Source organism: Streptomyces sp. NPDC031479, assembly GCF_055581065.1.
The window spans coordinates 74,191-89,501 of record NZ_JBVIKC010000001.1 but is presented as its reverse complement, the minus strand read 5'-3'; the positions used below and the strand labels follow the sequence as shown (position 1 = coordinate 89,501).

At 72.4% G+C, this 15,311-nt stretch carries 14 protein-coding genes; 3 read left to right on the top strand and 11 right to left on the bottom strand.

The window, feature by feature from the left end; all coding sequences use genetic code 11:
* Positions 1-186 precede the first annotated feature (186 nt).
* From pheA to ACZ5D2_RS00445, 7 genes are all read right to left on the bottom strand, one after another.
* Positions 187-1,122 carry a prephenate dehydratase gene (gene pheA / locus ACZ5D2_RS00475; protein ID WP_371677587.1) on the bottom strand — a complete coding sequence of 312 codons (936 nt, stop codon included), beginning with the start codon at positions 1,120-1,122 and terminating at the stop codon, positions 187-189.
* A 42-nt stretch (positions 1,123-1,164) separates the two neighbouring features.
* Positions 1,165-2,448, bottom strand: coding sequence for an iron uptake transporter deferrochelatase/peroxidase subunit (efeB, locus tag ACZ5D2_RS00470; RefSeq protein ID WP_371677586.1), 1,284 nt, complete (start codon positions 2,446-2,448; stop codon positions 1,165-1,167).
* 5 nt (positions 2,449-2,453) lie between these two features.
* Entirely contained in the window at positions 2,454-4,517 is a 2,064-nt protein-coding gene (locus ACZ5D2_RS00465; RefSeq protein WP_468926154.1) for a copper resistance CopC/CopD family protein, read from the bottom strand.
* Between the two features lie 22 nt (positions 4,518-4,539).
* Positions 4,540-5,049: a copper chaperone PCu(A)C gene (locus ACZ5D2_RS00460; protein ID WP_468926152.1), complete on the bottom strand. Its 510-nt coding sequence runs from the start codon at positions 5,047-5,049 to the stop codon at positions 4,540-4,542.
* Positions 5,046-5,699 (bottom strand): SCO family protein, encoded by a 654-nt coding sequence (locus tag ACZ5D2_RS00455; RefSeq protein WP_468926149.1) that lies wholly within the window; start codon positions 5,697-5,699, stop codon positions 5,046-5,048. The genes ACZ5D2_RS00460 and ACZ5D2_RS00455 overlap by 4 nt, the downstream gene beginning before the upstream one ends.
* A 69-nt stretch (positions 5,700-5,768) precedes the next feature.
* On the bottom strand, positions 5,769-6,503 hold the full coding sequence (locus ACZ5D2_RS00450; RefSeq protein WP_371677582.1) for a YcnI family copper-binding membrane protein: 735 nt from the start codon (positions 6,501-6,503) through the stop codon (positions 5,769-5,771).
* Between the two features lie 109 nt (positions 6,504-6,612).
* Positions 6,613-7,428, bottom strand: coding sequence for a hypothetical protein (locus ACZ5D2_RS00445; protein ID WP_371677581.1), 816 nt, complete (start codon positions 7,426-7,428; stop codon positions 6,613-6,615).
* Between the two features lie 252 nt (positions 7,429-7,680).
* On the opposite strand from ACZ5D2_RS00445, the gene ACZ5D2_RS00440 reads away from it, so the two are divergent.
* Entirely contained in the window at positions 7,681-8,184 is a 504-nt protein-coding gene (locus ACZ5D2_RS00440) for an ATP-binding protein (RefSeq protein WP_371677580.1), read from the top strand.
* Between the two features lie 181 nt (positions 8,185-8,365).
* Here ACZ5D2_RS00440 and ACZ5D2_RS00435 read toward each other — a convergent pair whose 3' ends face one another.
* Both ACZ5D2_RS00435 and ACZ5D2_RS00430 read right to left on the bottom strand, forming a co-directional pair.
* A complete protein-coding gene (locus ACZ5D2_RS00435) occupies positions 8,366-9,832 on the bottom strand; it encodes an aminopeptidase P family protein (RefSeq protein ID WP_371677579.1) in 1,467 nt (488 codons plus the stop codon).
* A 169-nt stretch (positions 9,833-10,001) separates the two neighbouring features.
* Entirely contained in the window at positions 10,002-11,576 is a 1,575-nt protein-coding gene (locus ACZ5D2_RS00430; protein WP_468926143.1) for a PP2C family protein-serine/threonine phosphatase, read from the bottom strand.
* Positions 11,577-11,995: 419 nt separating this feature from the next.
* Between ACZ5D2_RS00430 and ACZ5D2_RS00425 the strand changes: the two genes are divergently transcribed.
* Positions 11,996-12,715 (top strand): bifunctional DNA primase/polymerase, encoded by a 720-nt coding sequence (locus ACZ5D2_RS00425; RefSeq protein WP_371677577.1) that lies wholly within the window; start codon positions 11,996-11,998, stop codon positions 12,713-12,715.
* 91 nt (positions 12,716-12,806) lie between these two features.
* Entirely contained in the window at positions 12,807-13,370 is a 564-nt protein-coding gene (locus tag ACZ5D2_RS00420) for a hypothetical protein (RefSeq protein WP_266840433.1), read from the top strand.
* 182 nt (positions 13,371-13,552) lie between these two features.
* Here the strand turns inward: ACZ5D2_RS00420 and ACZ5D2_RS00415 are convergent, their stop codons facing one another.
* Positions 13,553-14,527, bottom strand: coding sequence for a DUF5926 family protein (locus ACZ5D2_RS00415; RefSeq protein ID WP_371677576.1), 975 nt, complete (start codon positions 14,525-14,527; stop codon positions 13,553-13,555).
* Positions 14,528-14,711: 184 nt separating this feature from the next.
* Positions 14,712-15,311 carry an ATP-binding protein gene (locus ACZ5D2_RS00410; RefSeq protein ID WP_371677575.1) on the bottom strand — a complete coding sequence of 200 codons (600 nt, stop codon included), beginning with the start codon at positions 15,309-15,311 and terminating at the stop codon, positions 14,712-14,714.

The following is a 15,311-nucleotide window of genomic DNA, read 5'->3' as shown; positions in this document are numbered from 1 at the left end:
GGGTGGGAATGACTCGCTCCAAAGAGTTGATCGGTGATACAGGGGTGACGCCGTTCACCTACCGCTCCCCAGCGCGAAACCTGGGCCACCCGGCCGATTTGTCGACCTTGTCGCGCCGCTCTGTCGACTTGTCCCCAGGTCCCCATCTCAGCCTGTGGATAACTCTGTGGACAGGTGGACGGCGACCTACGCCCGGCCGTCGAGGCAGCGAGTCAGCCAGTCGGAGGCCTCCGTGAAGTCGCTGTCGGAGGTTCCCGGCCGCGCGGCGCGCACCTCACTCACAGCGACCCCGGCCCGCGGATAGGAGCCCAGGAAACGCACCTGCGGGCAGGTCCGCTTGAGGCCCATCAGCGCCTCGCTCACCCGGCGGTCGGAGATGTGGCCCTCGGCGTCGACCGCGAAGCAGTAGTTGCCGATGCCCTCTCCGGTCGGGCGGGACTGGATCAGCATCAGGTTCACCCCGCGGACGGCGAACTCCTGGAGGAGCTCCAGCAGCGCACCGGGGTGGTCGTCGCCGAGCCACAGGACCACGGAGGTCTTGTCGGCGCCGGTGGGCGCCGCCGGCCGGGCGGGCCGGCCGACGAGCACGAAACGGGTCTCGGCGTTCTGCGCGTCGTGGATCTCGGTGACCAGCGCCTCCAGCCCGTAGGTGGCGGCCGCGAACTCGCCCGCGAAGGCGGCGTCGAAGCGGCCCTCCTGCACGAGCCGTGCACCGTCGGCGTTGGACGCCGCCGACTCCCACACCGCGTCGGGCAGATGGGTCCGCAGCCAGTTGCGCACCTGGGGCTGGGCCACCGGGTGCCCGGTGACGGTCTTGACGTCCGACAGCTTGGTCCCGGGCCGCACCAGCAGCGCGAACGCGATCGGCAGCAGCACCTCGCGGTAGATCATCAGCGGCTCGCCCGAGGCCAGCTCGTCGAGGGTGGCGGTGACCCCGCCCTCCACCGAGTTCTCGATCGGCACCAATGCCGCGGCGGCCTCGCCGTTGCGCACGGCGTCCAGGGCGGCCGGGACCGACACCATCGGGACCAGCTCCCGGGTGGCGGCTTCCGGCAGGGTGCGCAGGGCGGCTTCGGTGAACGTGCCCTCGGGACCGAGATAGGTGAAGCGGGTGGCCGACATGCGATCAGCCTAATGCCGGGACACCCGCCCCCGTGGGGCTGTTCACCCTTCGAGCAGGTGCTGCCCCACGTACTCCCCGCTGCGCGGCGCGGGCGGAACGGCGTACAGGCCGCTCGACTCGTGCCGGATGAACTCCGACAGCGCGTCGCCACGGTCGAGCTTGCGTTGGACCGGCACGAATCCGCGCAGCGGGTCGGCCTGCCAGCAGATGAAGAGCAGTCCGGCGTCGGGCGTTCCGTCGGGGGCGATCCCGTCGTGGAAGGAGAAGGGCCGGCGCAGCATCGCGGCGCCGCCGTTCTGTTCCGGGGCGGAGATCCGGGCGTGGGCGTTGGAGGCGATGAGCGGCTTGCCGTCGGGGCCGAGCTTGTCCAGGGCGGGCTTCGTGGTCTCGCTGCCGCCGGTCAGAGGTGCCCCGGTGGCCTTGGTCCGGCCGATGACCTGCTCCTGCTGCGCCAGGGACCGCTTGTCCCAGTCGTCGAGCAGCATCCGGATCCGGCGGACGACCGCGTACGAGCCGCCGGCCATCCAGGAGTGTTCGGCGGGCCCGGGGCCGGCGCCCTGGACGAAGATCCGCCGGTCGAAGTCGGGATCGGCGGGCTTGGGGTTCCCGGTGCCGTCGACCTGGCCCATCAGGTTCCGTGCCGTCATCGGGGTGCTGGTGGCACCGGGAGAGCGGTTGAAGCCGTTCATCTGCCACCGCACCCGGGCGGCCTCCCCGGCGTCCTTCTGTACGGCGCGCAGGGCGTGGAACGCGACGAGCCCGTCGTCGGCGCCGATCTGCACCCACAGGTCACCGTTGCTGCGCTGGGCGTCGAGGCGGTCGGAGGAGAAGTCCGGCAGCGGGTCGAGGGCGGCCGGGCGGCGCGCCACGAGATCGGTGCGCTCGAAGAAGGAGTGTCCGAAGCCGAACGTGAGGGTCAGGGAGGACGGCCCCGCGTCGAGGGCGATCCCGCTGTCCGACGTCGGGGCGGTCTCGCCGGCCATGAGCCGCCGTGCGGTGTCGGACCAGCGGCGCATCAGCGCGGCGGCCTCCTTGCGCCCGGCGCCCGGGACCAGGTCGAAGGCGAGTACGTGCCCCTTGGCCTGGAGCGGGGTGGTGATGCCCGCCTGGTGGTCCCCTTCGAAGGCGACCCGGGTGGCCCCGAGGGAGCCGGGGGATCCGGCGGCACCCGAGGCGCCGGCCGGGGAGTCGGAGACCGCCGAATGCACCAGGGCGCCGCCGGTGGCGCCGAGTGCGAGCCCGGCGGCGCCCGCGGCGCCGACGGTGCCCAGCAGCCGGCGCCGGGAGATCTCGATGTCGGGGTTGCTCCCGGTGCTTTCGGTCACGCTCTTCAGCCGATCTTCACGTTCTTCTGGACGGTCGTCTGGTCGATGTCGGAGGTACGTACGGTCACGTCGATGCGCCATTCCCCCGCGAGCGGCAGCTGGACCCCGGACGCGCTCCAGTGTCCCGGAGCGTCGCGGTCCGGGGCGACCGGCAGCGGGCCGATCTCCTTGGCCGGGAGGGTGAATGCGATCTTGATCTCGGGGAGGTCGAGGGGCTTGCCGTCCTCGCCGTCGGCCCACAGGTGCAGGGTGTTGGCGCCGACCCGGCCCGGGTCGAGCTCCAGCCGGACGGTGCCCTTGCCGTTCTGGCCGCCGGTGTCGAACGGCAGGGTGATCTTGACGGCCCGGTTGGGCACCGCCGGGCCGGCCGCGCTGCGGTTCGTCTCCAGCTGTGCGGCGCGGCCGGGTTCGGTGCTGGTCAGGACCGTGGTCACGGCCAACAGGACCACGGCCACACCAGCCTCGGCGAGTACCGAGCGGCGCAGCCCGGCGCGGCCGGGATCGGCGTCGCGGACCTGCTTGTCGCGGGCCTTCTCACGGGCGGCGCGCTGACGTGCCAGCTGTGCGGCCCGTCGGGGGTCGGCGTCGGAGCCGCTCGATGTTTCACGTGAAACATCGGCCCCCGCGAGCACCTCGGCGGGCTCTTCCACGGGTGCCCCGGCCTCGGCGCCCCCGGTGGAACGGACCTCCCCGAGCCGCCCCGTCCACTTCCGCGAGAGATAGGCGATGGCGACCAGGACGGCGACCAGCGAGACCTTGATGATGAGGAGCCGGCCGTAGCTCGTGTCGGTCAGGGCCGACCAGCTGCCGAGCTGGCGCCAGGACTGGTACACGCCGGTCACGGCGAGGACCAGGACGCTGATGAAGGCGACCTTGGAGAAGCGCTGGACGGCCTCCCGCTCGATGTCCGGCACCTTGTGCAGCGCGACCAGCAGCGCGACCAGGCCACCGAGCCAGGTGGCCACGGCGAGCAGGTGCAGGATGTCGACCGGCATCGCGATGCCGGGCTGGATTCCGGTGGAGGCGTGTTCGGCGAGCGCCCAGGTGGCGGCGATGCCGCCGGCCACGACGGTGCCGCCGATGGCGAGCCCGAAGGCGAGGTCGCTCGTCTCCTTCTTCGCCTCGTCGGCGGCTTCGGCGTCGGTGGCCTCGTCGGCTCCGGCTCCGGCTTCGGCTTCGGCTTCGGTGGAGGCGGAGCGGGTGCGGTCGGTGCCTTCGGATCCGGTCTCGGCGGCAACGTTCTGGCGCCGGGCGTAAGCCCCGAAGAGCACGGCGATGAACAGGGCGGCCGCCCCGAGGAGCAGCAGCCGGGAGACGAACGAGGCGCCGGTCTTGGTTTCCAGGACCGCCTGCAGCCCGTCGAGGTCGAAGGCGTCCGCGAACTTCCCGGAGCCGGTGTACGGGGTCCGGAGCACCAGCATCGCCAGGGTGGCGGCCGTGAGGGTGACCCAGCCGCGCACCACCAGCTTCTGCAGCGGCCGTTCGGCGGAGCCCCGGCGCCAGCACAGCAGGATGAAGGCGGCGCCGCCGACGAGGACGGTGAACCCGGCGTAGGCGGCGTAGCGGGCGATGTCGTACACGACGCCGACGGGTCCGCCGCCCACCTGCCGGTCGGGGAGGGAGACGCTGGTGGCCGACGGGGCGCCGACGGAGAAGGTGAAGGCGCCGGAGACCGGGTGGCTGTCGGCGGAGACGGCCTGCCAGGCGACGGTGTAGGTGCCGTTCGGCAGGCCGGTGTGCAGGGCCGTGCCGTAGCGGACGGTCGATCCGCTGCACATGTCCCGCAGTTCCCCGGTATCGACCCGCTTGCCCTGCGGGTCCATGACGCGGATGGAGTCGTCACCCATGGCGACCTGCTCCGAGAAGGAGAGGGTGACCTGGGCGGGTGCCGTGGCGACCACCGCCCCGTCCTTGGGGTCGCTCGCGGTGAGTGCGGCGTGTGCCGTGGCCGGGGAGGCCGCGGTGAACAGGGATGCCAGCAGGGCTGCGAGGACCAGCGCCAGCCGCGGCAGGTATGCCGTGGCACGGGCGGCGCGGGCCGGTGAAGGAGCGGGGGCGGTGGCCGTCATGGCGTGTCAGTTCCTCGGTCCGTCAGTGGGCATTGGAGTTCTGCGCGTTGTACGTCCGTTCCTTGACGTCCAGCTCGACCTTGACGGGGTCGGCCTTCTCGAAACGCAGCTCGATGGTGATCTTGTCGCCGACCTTCGGCGTGCTCTTGAGCCCCATGAACATGACGTGGCTGCCGCCGCGCTCCAGCTTCAGCTCACCGTTCGCGGGCACGTCCATGGCCTGGACCTGCTGCATCTTCTGGTCTTTGGTCTCGTGGATCTGCAGATCGTCCGAGAGCGGGCTCGTGACCGCGGTCAGCTTGTCGGCCGTCTTCGAGTCGTTCTTGATGACCATGAAAGCGCCGGCCATCTTGTCGTTGACCGGTTCGGGCATGAAGGCCCCGCTGACCGTCATCTTCGGCTTGGCCGATTCCCCGGCGGCGTCCGAGGAGCCGGAGGAGCTGGAGGAGTCGGAGGACGAGCAGCCGGATATCGCGAGCGCCGCCGTCAGGGAGAGGGCGACGGCGAGGGTGCGGGTGGTGCGGGTGTTCACGGGTTCTCCCCCTTGACGATCTTCGGCAGGTCCTTGGTGTAGTCATCGACGGTGGTGCCCTCGCCGTAGAGGACGTAGCCCTCGTCGGTCTTGGGCGAGAACGCGATGACCTGGGCCCCGTGCATGGAGACGACGCTGCCGTCGGCCTCCTTCTTGGGTGCCTCGATACCGATGCCGAGTGAGCGTGCGGCGGCCTGGATGGTGGCGAAGTCCCCCGTCAGTCCGGTGAAGGACGGGTCCTGGGCCCTGAGCCACGCGCCGAGGGAGTCGGGGGTGTCCCGTTCGGGGTCGGTGGTGACGAAGACGACCTGGAGCTTGTCCCGGTCCGCCTGGGGGAGCGCCTTCTTGGCCACGGCGATGTTGCTCATCGTCAGGGGGCAGACGTCCGGGCAGTTCGTGTAGCCGAAGTAGATGAGCGTCGGGCGGCCCTTGGTCTGCTCGCGCAGGTTCCACGGCTTGCCGGTGGTGTCCGTGAGGACCAGCTCCGGCTTGTCGAAGGGGCGGTCGAGGACGGTGGCGGCTCCGGCCTTCTTCTGGCCGGAGATCTGCGTGACCGTCCCGGTGTTCTTGGCCGTCTCACCGCCGCAGGCGGTGAGGGAGAGGGCGGTCGCCACCGCGAGGGCGGCGACCGTCACACGTGTGGTGCGCATGAAGGGGTGTCCTGGGATCGGGGATGATGCGGACGTACTCGTAACGACAGCGCCCGTGGGCGCGCGGTGTCAGGAGGCGCGGCGGCGCGAGGCGATGCCGAAGGCGACGCCACCGAGGCCGATCACGATGCCGGCGATGCCGAGGGCACGGGCCGTCGTGTCGGAGTCGCTCTTGGCAGAGGCCTCGTCGTGCGCGTCCTTCTTGTCGCCTTCGGTGGCGGTGGCCCCGGCGGCGGGCTTGGCGGCCGCGTCGTCGTGGTGGTCGTCGGCCGCCTTGGCGGCGGTCAGCTTCAGCACGGGCGCCGGGGTCTGCGGCTCGGCCGCGCCCGGCTTGCTCTCCTCGATCCAGCGCACGACCTCGTTGTTGTCGTACGTCTGGATGGCCTTGAAGACCATCTGGTCGGCGTTGTCGGGGAGCTTGCCGACGGAGACCGGGAACTGCTGGAACCTGCCGGGCTCGATCTTGCCGCCGGTCCAGGTCACCTTGGTGACGGCCTCGTTGACCTGCTTGCCGTGCACGGTCAGCGGCTTGTCGAGCTTGCTCTTCTCGACGGTCACGGTCCAGCCGGGGATGTCCTGCGGCATGACCGACGTGAGCGGCTGGTCCACGGGGAAGTTCACTTCGAGCTGCGTGGTCGAGGCGTTGTCGCGCTCGTTGGGCACCTTGAAGTTGATGACCGCGTACCCGCCCTTGGTCGCCTCGCCCGAGGGCTGCACGCTGACGTGCGCGAAGGCGGGACCGGACAGGACGAGGACGGCGCCGGCGGCGAGGGCGGCGACGAGGGAGACGCGAGAGGTCTTCACGGCGGGAACACTCCAGGGTGCAGGGGTGACGGTGGCTCCGCGCACAGGCGCGCGCGGAGGTCGCGGCACCGGTGCTCCCGCTGTGCGTACGGGGAGTGGGGGTGCCGCGTCAGGCTGCGAGGGCGAACGCAGCCGCGGGCGGTCCGCGCCTGATGACCGTGTGCAGGAGCGCGTCGCATCCGGTCGCGACGGCGGGTGCCGCTGTGGTGCGACGGGCCCGGGGGCCGCGGGCGGGCGCGTCGGGGAGTCCGGCCGCGAGGGCGCGTACGAAGGCCAGCGCGGCGCGCAGCGGACGTACCGGGTCGGCCTCGCGGGACAGCCGGGACAGCTCGATCAGCCGGAACAGCGCGGCGTCACCGCGGGCCAGCAGCCAGCCGGCCGCGAGCGCGGCCAGCAGGTGGCCGGCCAGCATGGCCGGGCTGAACAGTCCGGTCGTGGGCTCCGCGGAGGCGGAGGCCATGTGCGCGTGGGCCATGTGGGCCTGCGCGGCGGCCTCCCCGGCCAGGGCGGCCGGGTCCAGTCCGGCGGTCTCCAGGATCTGCCGGGCGTCGGCCGGGCTGAGGGGTACGGAGTTGCCCCCGCAGACCAGCCGGGCGGCGAGCGCCGCGAGCGAGGCGTCGGCCCCCTGGGCCGGGGCCTGGGCGGCGGTGGCGCCGTGCTGGCCGAGTCCGAACAGCACGTGCAGTCCGAGCTGGCCGACGACGAGCCCGGCGGCGATGCCCGGCAGCGGACGGCGGCGCCCCGCGAGGGGTGCCGCGACCGCGAAGACGGCGACGAAGGCCAGGGCCAGTGCCCACCACGGCACGGTCGCGCAGGAGGCCACGGCGTGGCCGGCTGCGGACAGCGCGACGCAGACCGCGGTGAACACCGCGGCCCGGGTCGTCCGGAGGCCTGCTCCGGCGCGTGTCGTGTGGGTGGTAGTCATGGCCGGGCCATCATCGCACTGCGCTTAGGCCCTGCATACGGCAGGTGCTGGAGGGACCATAGGGTTCCGGTCCAAGGTCAGCGCGCGCACGGCGTGCCGTCGGCGCGGGCACGGTGCGTAGTCGGCGGCGGGCCGGAAACGTCGTGCGGGCCGGGCATACACCGGCTTCCGGGAGTGTCGCCATCGGCCGAATGAGGGCTCTCCCGGCGCTCGGGGGCTTACGCCCGCCCTCGGGCGGCAATAGGTATCCGTATGAGCATCTGGTGGTCTCTCCACTTGAGGCGCGAAGCCGCGAGCGTGCCGCTCGCACGGCGACTGCTGCTGGGGGCGATGGAGACCGCGGGGGTGGATCCGGACATCTCCTTCGACCTGTCGGTCGCCCTGACCGAGGCCTGCGCGAACGCGGTGGAGCACGGTGGTGGCCACGGACACCGCCGTGATCACGGCGGTCACGGCGGGGCCTCCGGCGGGGGTGCCCGTGCCGTCGGTGTCCCGGACGGGACCGAGGCGTACCACGTCACGGCCTATCTGGACGGGGACCGCTGCCGCATCGAGGTGACCGATTCGGGTCCCGGGTTCCCGCCCGCCACGGTGTCCCGCCGCAGACCCCCCCTGGCCGAGCACGGCCGGGGCCTGGGACTGATCGCCGAGCTCTCCGACCACGTCCGCCTCCGCAACCGGCCGGGGCGGGGAGCGGTGGTGAGCTTCGACAAGATGCTGAAGTGGCGCGACGACGCGCTGCTGAAGGTGTCGTAGGCGGCAGGCGGCAGGCGGCAGGCGGCAGGCGGCAGGCGGCAGGCGGTAGGCGGTAGGCGGCAGGCGAAACCGCACGCGGTGGTCGGCACGCGGCACGCCCCGTGCGGCGCACGCGCGGGAGCGCTCGCGCCGGTGGGCGGGAACCGGTCCGGTCCCCGCCCACCGTCACATGAGGAACGCGTCAGCCCTTGAGCCGCGCCATCCAGGCCTCGACCTCGACCGAGGTGCGGGGCAGACCGGCCGACAGGTTCCGGTTGCCGTCCTCGGTGACGAGGATGTCGTCCTCGATCCGGACCCCGATGCCGCGGTACTCCTCGGGCACGGTCAGGTCGTCGGCCTGGAAGTACAGACCGGGCTCGACGGTCAGGCACATGCCCGGCTCCAGCGTCCCGTCGACGTAGGCCTCGGTACGGGCGGCGGCGCAGTCGTGGACGTCCATGCCGAGCATGTGGCCGGTGCCGTGCAGGGTCCAGCGGCGCTGCAGGCCCAGTTCGAGGACGCGCTCGACGGGGCCCTCGACCAGGCCCCACTCGACGAGCTTTTCGGCGAGCACGCGCTGGGAGGCGTCGTGGAAGTCGCGGAACTTCGCGCCCGGCTTGACGGCGGCGATGCCGGCTTCCTGGGACTCGTAGACCGCGTCGTAGATCTTGCGCTGGATGTCGGTGTACGTGCCGTTGATGGGCAGCGTGCGCGTGACGTCGGCGGTGTAGAGGGAGTGGGTCTCCACGCCAGCGTCGAGCAGCAGCAGGTCGCCCGGGCGGACGTCGCCGTCGTTGCGGACCCAGTGCAGGGTGCAGGCGTGCGGGCCGGCGGCGCAGATGGAGCCGTAGCCGACGTCGTTGCCCTCGACGCGGGCGCGCAGGAAGAAGGTGCCCTCGATGTAGCGCTCCGAGGTGGCCTCGGCCTTGTCGAGGACCTTCACGACGTCCTCGAAGCCGCGGACGGTGGAGTCGACGGCCTTCTGGAGCTCGCCGATCTCGAACTCGTCCTTCACGGCGCGGGTCTCGGAGAGGTAGACGCGCAGTTCCTCGTCGCGCTCGGCGGTGACCTTGTCGGTCAGCGCCTTGTCGACCACGGCGTCGTGGCCGCGCAGGTTGCGCACCGGACCCTCGGCCTCGGTGAGGGCGTCGGCCAGCTCGCGCACGTCCTTGGCGGGGATCCCGAGCAGCTGCTCGGCCTCGGTCAGGGAGTGGCGGCGGCCGACCCACAGCTCGCCCTGGCCGGACAGCCAGAACTCGCCGTTCTCGCGGTCGGAGCGGGGCAGCAGGTAGATGGTGGCGGTGTGGCCGGCCGGGCCCGCGGGCTCCAGGACCAGCACGCCGTTCTCGGTCTGGTCACCGGTGAGGTAGGCGTACTCGGTCGACGCGCGGAAGGGGTACTCCGTGTCGTTCGAGCGGGTCTTCAGTCGGCCGGCCGGGATGACCAGGCGCTCGCCGGGGAAGCGTGCGGAAAGGGCGGCGCGGCGGTCGGCGGTGTGCCCCGCCTGGGCGACGGGCTCCAGACCGCGCAGCTCGGTGTCCGCCCAGCCGGTGCGCATGTTCTCCGCGAGTTCCTCGCTGACGCCCGGGTACAGGCCGTTCTTGCGCTGCTTGTGCTTCTTCTGGGGCTGCTCTTCTGCCGGGGTCTCCGGGGTGAGCTCGTCCGCCACGTCTTCTCCTCAGCCGCTACGACATGCAGGGTCCGGGTACGGACCCCGTTCATCGTATGTGGGGGGAGGCGGCGCCCGGCGATGTCTGTGACATATCAGTCATACCGGGCGACGGTCCTACGTCGGCCGGGTGCCGGGGGCCGACGGCGGCGATCGCGCGCGCCCCGCGTCAGTCGAACCGGGCCGCGAGCAGCACGATGTCCTCGGCCGGGTCGGCCGCCACGGCGTCCGGGTCCTCCCCGGGCAGCACGGTGCGCAGGATGTGGTCGCAGAGGGCCGCCGGGTCGTCCCGGGCGCTACGGGGCACCCCCGCCGCCGCCGCGTGCAGCCGGGCGTACGCCCGGTCCATGGGGTCGCCGGTTCGCCGCAGCAGGCCGTCCGTGTACAGCAGCACCGTTTCTCCGGGCGCGGGCTCGATCTCCACGCTCGGCGCCTCCCAGCACGCCAGCATCCCCAGCGGCGCGGAGAGGGAGGTCTCCACGTACTCGGTGCGCCGCTCGCCGATGAGCAGGGGCGGGGTGTGCCCGGCCCCGGCGAGGATGATCTTCCGGGCGGCGGGCTCGCAGTACGCGAAGAGCGCGGTGGCCGAACGCGCGGGCTCGGTCAGGCGCAGCAGCAGCTCCAGGTCGGACAGGACCGCGACGGGGTCCTCGCCCTCCATGACGGCGTACGCGCGCAGCGAGGCCCGCAGCCGGCCCATCGCGGCGACGGCGCTGGGCCCGGAGCCGGTGACGGAGCCGACGGCCAGGCCCATGGCGCCCTCGGGCAGCGGGAGCGCGTCGTACCAGTCGCCACCGCCCCGCGGCCCGGTGTGGTGCCGGGCGGCGAGCTGGACGCCGGGGATCCGGGGCAGCCGGCTGGGCAGCAGCTCCTCGGAGACGGTGGCGAGCCGGGCGCGGGAGCGCTCCACCTCCAGCATCCGGGCCAGGTGCTCGGCGGCGTGCCGGACGTAGAGCCCGACGAGGTCGCGCTGGCGGTCGTCCGGCTCGGCCTGTTCGTCGTAGAGCCAGACGGCGGCGCCGAGCCGGCCTGTGGCGTCAGCGGTCAGCGGCAGCGCGTAGCTGGCGGCGTAGCCGAGCCGGGCCGCGACCTCGCGCTGGCGGGGGTCGACGGCGGGTTCGTGGCCGCCGGCCGAGGGGGACGGCACGGGGGCGCCGGGTTCGGGGAGCACCTCGGAGCCGCCGTGGGCGTCGGGGAGCCCGTCGAGGATGCGGCCGTAGGAGGTGGCGCTGCGCGGCACCGTCTCGATGTGGCCGAGGTCCGCGCGGCCCAGGCCGAGGCCGATCGTGGTGCTGGGGCCGAGGCCGTCGGAGGGTTCCAGGACGACGAGTCCTCGGCGGGCGCCGACGAGTGCGGCGCCGGCGCGCAGGAACTCCTGGAGGGAGGAGGCGAGGTCACTGGCGCGGGTGAGGCGCTCGGTGAGCTCGTGGAGGGTGGTGAGGTCGGAGACCATGCCCGCCAGCCGGTCCTGGATGACGCTGCTCGCGGCAGGCGGTACGGCCTGGGCGGGGGCGGTTCGGGGCGGGGTGGAGGGTGACGTGGAAACGGGCGTGGGCGCCGGAGTGTGCGCTGACGCTGTAACTGCTGGATCGATTCCAGCCACTTTCGGCAGATGCGGGGCGCTCATGGCGTCCGCCTTTCCACCTGGTGCGATTCGCCATATAGCATCGCAAACCCCCAGATCGTGCTGCGCCGCCATCGATGGATCCACATCTACACGCACACGAGGAGCGATGTCCAGCATTGCCCAGGCGGGAATCCTGGTGTCCGTGGGACGGCAACTCACGGTCGAGCCAGGGCTAAAACTTGGCCGGAAAACGCGGGAAGCGGACGGTTTTTGCGATCGACTGGACGGGCGTCACGGGCACTCCGGGTACGTAATCGGCAGTGGCCGGGGCCAGTTGACGCCTCCCGGCACCGCCGGGAACCGCCCGGTGTGGGCCGTCGTCCTTAGCGGCGGCAGCCGGTCTCGGTACCGGTGCGGGCCGTCCGGGGGGTTGGCGCCGGACCCCGCCGGACGTTTGACGGACCCGATAAGAAAACTGCACGAACCGTGTGAACCTGCTTCCGGCGAACAGTGACGCGAAACGTGTACGTGTGGTGAGACACCGGTTACATGGTGTGATGTGGCCCTCGGCGTTCAACGGAAAGGAACGAGCGCTCATGCGCGAGATCCTCGGAAGGCGTCTCCAGCGGCTCCGCGATCGCTTCAAATTCCCGCGCGCCGCCTCCCGCTCCACCGCGGCAGCCGCGGACCCGGCGGTTCCGTCCCTCCTCGACGGCGCCCTGACCTGCGCCACCCTCTGGCAGTGGCCCGTACTGCCCGGCGTCGGCCGGGCCGGTGCGGACAGCGCCCGCTGTGCCTGCCCCGACCCCGACTGCGTGGTGCCCGGAGCCCATCCCTTCGATCCCGGGCTGCTCGCGGCGACGGCCGACGCCCGGATGGTGGCCTGGTGGTGGGCCCGGCGGCCCGCCGCCCCGGTGCTGCTGGCCACCGGCGGGACCGCGCCGTGCGCGGTGAGCCTGCCGGCCGGGGCGGCCGCGCGTGCCGTCGTACGGCTGGACGCGCTGGGCATGCGGCTCGGCCCGATCGTCGCCACGCCCACCCGCTGGTCCCTGCTGGTGGCGCCGTACTCGCTGGAGCGGCTCGGCGAACTCCTCTACGCCAAGGACCACGTCCCGTCCTCGTTGCGCTTCCACGGCGAGGGCGGGTACCTGCTGCTGCCGCCCTCGGCGGCCTCCGGCGGCGGTCAGGTCCGCTGGGAGCGGGAGCCCGCGGCGGGACGCGACGGCCTGTGGCTGCCGGAGGTCGAGGCGGTCGTGGACGCGCTCGTCGAGGCGAGCAGCGGGGCTCCCGGCGGGGGCAGTCGGCTCGCCTACTGAGTCACTCGTACGGGTGTCGGCGCGACGGGTTTCCAAGGGAATTGGGCGCGGGGATCTCCGGGCCCCATTCCCGCGTCGCTATCTTCGGCGAATGAATCTCCGTCTGATCGCCATCGGTGCCGGCGTGCTGACCATCCTGTCGCTCCCCCTGGCCGGAGCGATCGCCGGGCCGGATTTCGCCGGTCAGGGTGACGGGAAGGGCGGAGGGCTGCTCTCCTCGCTCGGCCTGTCCGGCCCTTCCCGTGCGCCGGACGCGGCCGCGCGCGCCGCGGACCGCGCCGCGAGCCCCGGGCCGGCCGAACAGCCCCGCACGGACTCCCACTGCGGACCCGAGCTCACCGCTCCGCAGGGTCTGGAGGCGCAGACCTGCGTGCTGGAGGGTGACGGGCAGACCTGGGGCCGCAGTTACTACCGCAACACGAGCGGGCGGGCCCTGGACGCCGTACTGACCGTCATGGGGCCGGCCGGCCGCACGGTGCAGATCCGCTGCGCCGTCGGTCCGGGGGACGAGCCGGGGTTGTGCGAGACGCCCCGGGGTGAATCGGTGGGTGCGCCCGACGGCTACTCGGCTGTTGCGGAGTTTGCAGTTCCGGATGATGAAGGGCGACTGCTGCTGCGGTCCGGGAGCAACTCACCGGCACCGCGAGAGGGTTGAGCACCACCTGAAAAGGAAGCGCCCGGTCGCTGGCGACGGGGGATGCACCAGCGACCGGGCTACAAGAACGGTAACAAGAGATCGCCTGTTCGCAAATTCGATCTCTGATATTCAGACATCGATTTGCAGGCGATTAGCGGGAGTTGTGACTCCGGTCACCGGCCTCGCGGGCTGTGCGGACGTCAGCTGAGCGTCACCTGGCGGTTGGTGAGACCGCCGCGCGCCCGGCGCTCCTCCGTGGTCAGCGGGGCATCCGTGGCGAGGGCCCCGGCCAGCCGCTCGGCGAACTCCGCGGCGGGCTTCTCCACGTCCTCGGAGGTGACCCCCGTGGGCAGGTCCCAGACGGGGACCATCAGGCCGTGCGCGCGGAAGGAGCCGACGAGCTTCGTGCCCTCGCCGAGCGAGGAGGTACCGGCGGCGTGCAGCCGCGCGAGGGCGTCGAGCAGCTTCTCCTCGGGGTGCGGCATGACCCAGCGCAGGTGGTTCTTGTCCGGGGTCTCGCACCAGTAGGCCGCGTCCACGGAGGCCAGCTTGACGGTGGGGATGGCGGCGGCGTTGGCCCGCTCCAGCGAGGCGGCGATCTCCGGGGAGGCGTTCTGGGCGTTCTCCGACTCCGGAATCCAGAATTCGAAGCCGCTGTGCACAACCGGCTCGAAAACGCCGTCGAGGTCCAGGAGGTCCTGGAGTCGGCTGCCCTCGGCGGGAACCCGCCGGGCCGGAACCGGGGTGCCCGGCTCCGCGACGAGCGCGCGCTCCAGGGTGTCGGCCATGTCGCGGGCCAGGTCCCCGGACGACGAGTCGTTCTGCAGGCCGATCAGGACGGAGCCGTCCTCGCGGCGCAGGGCCGGCCAGGCCATGGGCAGTACGGTCACCAGCGTGACGGACGGGACGCCCTCGGGCAGGCCGCCCTTGAGGGTCAGGGGGATGGTGGCCGCGGGCACCAGCTCGCGCAACGCCACCCAGTCGCACTCGCCCGGCAGTCCCTCGAAGGGGCGCCGGACGTGCTCGGTCACCGCGTGCGAGGCGGCTGCGCCGTGGCAGGCCTTGTAGCGGCGCCCGGATCCGCAGGGGCAGGGCTCGCGGGCGCCCACCACCGGGATTTCCCCGTTCTGGATCTGCGGCTTCGCGGTCTTCGCGGCGGGGCGCTTCTTGGCCATCGTGGGTGTCTCCCGGTTGCGGCGGTACGGCGGTGTCTCTGGCGCGAGCCTAGCCGTTCGTACCGCCGGAACCGGTGGGGTGCGGCCGGGAGCGCGGTCGGCGTGCGCTCCCGGACGGCCGCCCGTACGCATGACCCGTGCCGCGGTCGGGTTCCGGTCCGGGGGTCCGCTTCGGGGATCCGCTTCAGGGATCCAGGTCGTCGAAGGCCGATACGAAGTCGATCGCCGGGGCGGTGACGCGCGTAGCGAAATCGTCGTGCCGGGGCCCGTGGGCGACGATCACCCACACGGTGACCTCACCCGCCGCTCCGTCCCGGACGCCCCAGTCCTGGGCCAGGGCGCTGATGATGTTCAGCCCCCGGCCGCCGCGCGCGGTGACCGAAGGCGTGGCCGGGACGGGGCGCGTGGGACCGCCACCGTCCGTGACCTCGACCGTCAGCCGCCCCGCCTTGTCGACGCGCCAGGCGGCGCGTATCTCCCCGTCGCCGACCTCCCGTGCGCCCAGCGGCCGGCCGTGCCGGCAGGCGTTGCTGAGCAGCTCGGAAAGGATCAGCACGGCATCGTCCACGACCGATTCGGACAGGCCGCTGATGCGCAGCTGTTCGCGCATGCGGTGTCTCGCCTCGCCCACTCCCGCCGGCCCATGGCGAATGTCCATGCACGACGTGGGCACTTCCTGTGCCATCACCAACGTCACCCCCGGAACCTCCTTAGCCCCACGCCATGGTCTGGATGCCCCACTGGCCTGGACCGGAAACCGCCCTGACGAGGACCTCTGACGCAT